Here is a 943-nt window from a genome sequence, read left to right on the forward strand (position 1 = left end):
GCCGACGAGAGCCCATCGGAAAGCCGTCAAGAAGCCGTCGGGGAGCCGTCGGGAAGCCTTGGGGAGACCGGTCGAAGCGCCCGGCAAACCGCGCAGATGTTCTGACAAGGACGGCGGGTTAACCGTCCTGACGTTCTTCGTTCACCTTTACGTACACCCCTCGTCAAGACGAATGCCAGACGGCGACCTAGCGTCACGCGAGTGGTTAAGCTCTCCGTCATCGTGCCGTTCTACAACGTGCAGACCTATGCCCCCGATACGCTGAGAAGTCTGCGCGCCAACGCGCGCGACGACTTCGAATTCATTCTCGTCGACGACTGTGCCACCGACGGGACGCCGGAGATCCTGGAGCGCGCCGAGCGCGACCTTCCGGGGGCCGTCTATGTGCGGCACGAGCAGAACGGCGGGCTCGCCACCGCCCGTAACACCGGCCTGGACGCGTCCCGCGGCGAGTACATCACCTTCCTCGANNGCCGGGCGCGTACGATCCAGCGCGTGCCGCACGGTCTGCGCAACGTCGTGATGAACCCGCGCGACGTCATCCTCCCCGCCGACCGCTCCACCTCCGTCGACTACGCGTACGCCTGGGCCGGTATCTACCATCGCCGCCTCGCCGACCAGGGCCTGCTGCACTTCACCCACGGTCTGCGCACCGCCGAGGACCGCCCCTGGATCTGGAAGCTGCACCGCGAGGCGCGCTCATTCGCGGTGGTCGGCCTGCTCGGCGTCTTCTACCGGCGGGGTGTCGCGTCCTCGCTGACCCAGATCGGCGACGTACGACAGCTCGACTTCATTCGCGCATTCGATCAGGTAATCGAAGAAACGGCCCAGGACCAGGACGCGGACAGCCTTCTCCCGAAGGCCGTACGCACCTATTGCGCGATCATTTCCCACCATCTCGGCAACATCGAAAGGTTCGAGCCGGCCGTGGCCAAAAAACTGC

General features: G+C 65.4%; 1 protein-coding gene. It reads left to right on the top strand.

Annotated features, from left to right (window positions below):
* Positions 1-201 precede the first annotated feature (201 nt).
* Positions 202-943 (top strand): glycosyltransferase family 2 protein (locus CCN51_RS49675; protein ID WP_086861132.1); only part of this gene is annotated, 742 nt, incomplete at its 3' end.

The organism is Streptomyces milbemycinicus, assembly GCF_002154605.1.
Classification (GTDB): Bacteria; Actinomycetota; Actinomycetes; order Streptomycetales; family Streptomycetaceae; genus Streptomyces; species Streptomyces milbemycinicus.